Genomic DNA, 3,676 nt, shown 5'->3' with positions numbered 1-3,676 from the left:
TGTCGTTCCCCTCGCCCAGCGCGGCGAGCATCCGGGGCAGATTCGCCTGCACCTCGCCCTGCGTGGAGTAAAACAGTTCGAGGCCGTCCCGCTGCCACGTGGCGAGGCGGTGCACCGTGGGGGAGGCGAAGCCCGCGAGCACCGCGCGCACCGCGGCGACCCGGCCCTGCACGGCGGGGCTCGCCTCCGTCGGGCGGTCCTGGGTGAGATACACGGCGGCGACGAGGGATTCCTCAAGCCGAGTGTGCGCGACGCGCTCGGCGGCGCGGGCGAGCAGATCGGCCTCGTTCTGCAGCGAGTCCAGCATCTCGATCGCGGGCACCCCGAGCTCGCGCAGCCGGTCGTGCACCTCGTGCACGCTGGTGACCGCGAGCCGGGCGCCGAGCTCGGCCCGGCGCTGGTGGAAGGCGACGATGCCGTCCACGTCGACCGGCCCCGTGTAGCGAGAGTTGTACACCAGGCGGTAATCGTGGATTTGCTCGGGGCTGAGCGAGAGCCCGATCTCCTCCCGGACCGCGTCGGCGACCTGATCGTTCGGCAGGTCGACCGACAGCGCCTCGAGCGGCAGGCCGCGCACCGTCGTCGCATAGAGCAGCGAGGCGACGAGGTGGTACTGGTTGAAGCGGCCAACGTAGAGCGGGAAGCCCGTGTCGAGGCTGCGGTCCCGGTGATAGTGCGCCAGGATTCCGGAGAAACAGACCACGTCGTTTTCCGCGAGGGCCGCCCGGTACTGCGCCGCCGTGTCCCGCGGGGAACGGTAGGGGTAGCCGCGCACCACGACCCCGGGCACCCGGTCCTGATACAGCGGCAGGCGGGCAACCGAGCCCGCGGAGCCGATGTAGCCGATCCGAACCGTCATGGGACCAGCTTGGCACATTCCCGGCCCGCGCCCCGCGCGGGCCGGGGCGCGGCGGGCGGCACCCCTAGGCGCGGATCCGGCGCGCGGCGAGGGCCACCGCCACCGCGCCGAGCGCCGCCGCGAGTGCGTAGGCGGTCACCGCGGGGGTGAGGCCGATCCGCTCGGTGAGGAAGCCGAGGGCGAGCACCGGCACGGCGCTGCCCAGGTAGGTCACCGTGTAGATCGCGGTGACCGTGCTCGCGTGGTGCTGGGGCGCCACCGCGGCGGTGGCCGCGGTGAATGCCGCCTGGAAGGCGATCCCCTGCCCGACGCCCGCGCCGAGGCTCGCCGCGATCAGGAGGCTCGGGCTGCTGAGCAGCCCGGCCCCCGCGAAGAGGGCCAGGCTCGCGGCCAGCGCGCCGAGCCCCACCGGCACGCGCCACGACCCCCGGAGCGGGAGCAGCTGGGTGAGGGCGGAGGAGCCGAGGGTGAGCGCGGCGAGGAGCCCGATGAGCGGGCGGCTCTCTGTGCCGACGACCGCTGCTACGTGCGAGGGGCCGAGGGAGAGCGTGAAGCCGAACACCGCGAAGCTCAGGAAGCCGGTTGCGGCGGCGATCTGGAAGGCGCCGAGCGCCGCGGGGGACTGCCGACCGGCGCGGCGCTCCGAGCGGGCCACCCGGGGTGGGGCATCCGCGAGGGCGATGCCGGGGGCGACGGGATCGGGGCGGCACCGCCCGTGCGGGGCGACCGCGAGGATCACGGGCACGAGGAGCAGCAGCGCGGCCGCGAGGACCAGGAACGGCGTGACGGTGGGCCGGGCACCCTGGGAGAGCAGGCCGCCGATGATCGGACCGGCCGCGACGCCGCCGGAGCTGGCGAGCAGGGTGAGGCGGCCGACGAGCCCGGGCCGCCCGGGAAGCAAGACCCGGAGCGCGCCAGAGGCCGTGCCCGTGGCGCAGGCGATCGCGGCCCCCTGCGCGGCCCGGGCGAGCGCGAAGAGCCCGAGGTTCGGGGCGAAGGCGAGCGCGGCGGTGCCGAGCGCGGTCACGATGAGCGCGCTCACGAGCACGGTGCGCCGGTTCACGGTGTCCGCGAAGCGGCGGAAGACGAGCAGGCCCACGATCAGGCTGAGCACGTAGCTCGAAAACGCTAGGGTGGTGCCCAGCGGCGTGATGCCGAGCCGGGCCTCAAAGAGGGGGAACAGCGGCGTGGCCAGGTTCGCGCTCACGAGGAGGGTGAACAGGGCCAGGGCGGTCAGTGCGACCCGAAGCCTCGGGCGGGGTTGCGGCGTCTGGGTGCTGACGCATCGGGGAGCGGAACTCTGGCTCAGGGGCCGGGGGGTGCTCGGGGTGGGGTGCTCGCGGGTGCGGGCAACGCTCATGGCGTTCTCCTTCGTGGTGGGCGTGCCCTTGTGGGGCTGACCAAGCCGCGTGCGCCGGGTGTGGCGACTGCGGGTCTGCATCGAGTATACGGACGCACTGACCGCGTCCCGAGACCAAGTGAAGCGGCAACCGCGCACATCGCGCAAGCGAGTGATCTCAGATTGATCACTATGCTAGGTTTCACCGTAACTTCACCCGCAGAAAGTGAGCAAGATGATCGACGCTGTGGACCCGCCCCGCCTCGACGCCACGGATCGGCGCATCCTCCGCGAGCTCGATGCGGACCCGCGGATGCCCGCCGCGATGCTCGCCCTGCGACTCGGGCTCGCCCGCGGCACCGTGCAGGCCCGGCTCGACAAGCTGGCCGCCTCCGGAGCGCTCCGGCTCGCCAGCGCGCGCATCACCCCGGCCGCGCTCGGGCGGCCCGTCGCGGCCAGCGTGCAGGTCGAGCTCGATCAGCACCTCATCGCCCAGGCCATCGAGGCCCTCGCGAATATCCCCGAGGTGCTTGAGTGCTTCGCCCCCGCGGGGGACACCGACCTGTTGCTGCGCGTCGTCGCCCGCAACCCCGATGACCTCTACCGGGTGAGCGAGGAGATTCGGCTCTGCCCCGGCATCACCCGCACCTCGACGAGCCTCTTCCTGCGCGAGGTCATCCCGTACCGCGTGACAGGCCTGCTCGCCGAGGGCCCCTAACCGCGGGGTGCGCGCGGGGGCTCCGCTCACGCGGCGACGCCCAGGCCCGGGACGCCCAGGCACAGGACACCCGGCGTCGATATCCTGGCCCCAGGCCCGACTCCCAGCCCCGAAAGGCGCCATGACCCAGACCACATCCCGTCCCCAGGGCACGCTGCCCGCCGCCGTCCTCTCCGACCTCGACGGCACCCTCCTCGACACCGAAGCCCCCTGGCTTGAGCTCGTCGCGGCCGTCGCCCGGGAGCGCGGCGCGACGCAGGCGCAGGCGGCCGCCGTCTCGCACGCCGCCGAGGGCGCCACCGTCGCCCAGACCATCGCGATGCTGGCGGGGCCGGACGCGGGCAGCGCCGAGGTGGAGGCGGCGCTCGCCGCCGAGCTCCAGGAGCGCGCCGAGGGGGCCATCGCGCAGGCCCGCTGGATTCCCGGGGCCCGGGAGTTTTTGGACCGGGTCGCCGCGTCGAACATTCCCCTCGCGCTCGTCACCTCCTCGGACCGGGGCTGGGTGGACGTCATCGCCCCCGTCCTCGGCCTCGACCGCTTCGCCACCCTCGTCACCGCCGACGACGTGGACCGGCACAAACCCCACCCGGAGCCCTATCGCCTGGCCGCCGAGCGGCTCGGCCTGGACATCGCGGACTGCCTCGCCCTCGAAGACTCCCGCACCGGCTCGACCGCGGCGGTCGACGCGGGGGCGCGCACCCTGCTCGTTCGCCCGGAACGCCCCGAGTGGCTCGCCGCCGCGGCGGGCTGGGCACCCAGT

General features: G+C 74.0%; 4 protein-coding genes. 2 read left to right on the top strand and 2 right to left on the bottom strand.

The window, feature by feature from the left end; all coding sequences use genetic code 11:
- Nucleotides 1-859: hypothetical protein (locus tag OOT08_RS02365; protein ID WP_325090947.1), on the bottom strand; the 859-nt coding region annotated here is incomplete at its 3' end.
- Between the two features lie 64 nt (nt 860-923).
- On the bottom strand, nt 924-2,219 hold the full coding sequence (locus OOT08_RS02360) for an MFS transporter (RefSeq protein ID WP_325090946.1): 1,296 nt from the start codon (nt 2,217-2,219) through the stop codon (nt 924-926).
- A gap of 214 nt (nt 2,220-2,433) precedes the next feature.
- Here OOT08_RS02360 and OOT08_RS02355 point away from each other — a divergent pair, with 214 nt between their 5' ends.
- Together OOT08_RS02355 and OOT08_RS02350 are read left to right on the top strand one after the other, a co-directional pair.
- Complete coding sequence (locus OOT08_RS02355; protein ID WP_325090945.1) at nt 2,434-2,916, top strand: Lrp/AsnC family transcriptional regulator; 483 nt, start codon at nt 2,434-2,436, stop codon at nt 2,914-2,916.
- A 121-nt stretch (nt 2,917-3,037) separates the two neighbouring features.
- On the top strand, nt 3,038-3,676 hold a 639-nt coding region (locus OOT08_RS02350), incomplete at its 3' end, for an HAD family hydrolase (RefSeq protein WP_325090944.1).

Source organism: Leucobacter sp. M11 (assembly GCF_035726885.1).
Classification (GTDB): domain Bacteria; phylum Actinomycetota; class Actinomycetes; order Actinomycetales; family Microbacteriaceae; genus JAPFRB01.
The sequence above is the reverse complement of the archived record's forward strand: the minus strand, read 5'-3'. Positions and strand labels throughout refer to the sequence as shown.

Coding starts and splice junctions, on each gene's coding strand:
- OOT08_RS02360 (WP_325090946.1), bottom strand. CDS start 2,219: ATGAGCGTTGCCCGCACCCGCGAGCACCCCACCCCGAGCACCCCCCGG.
- OOT08_RS02355 (WP_325090945.1), top strand. CDS start 2,434: ATGATCGACGCTGTGGACCCGCCCCGCCTCGACGCCACGGATCGGCGC.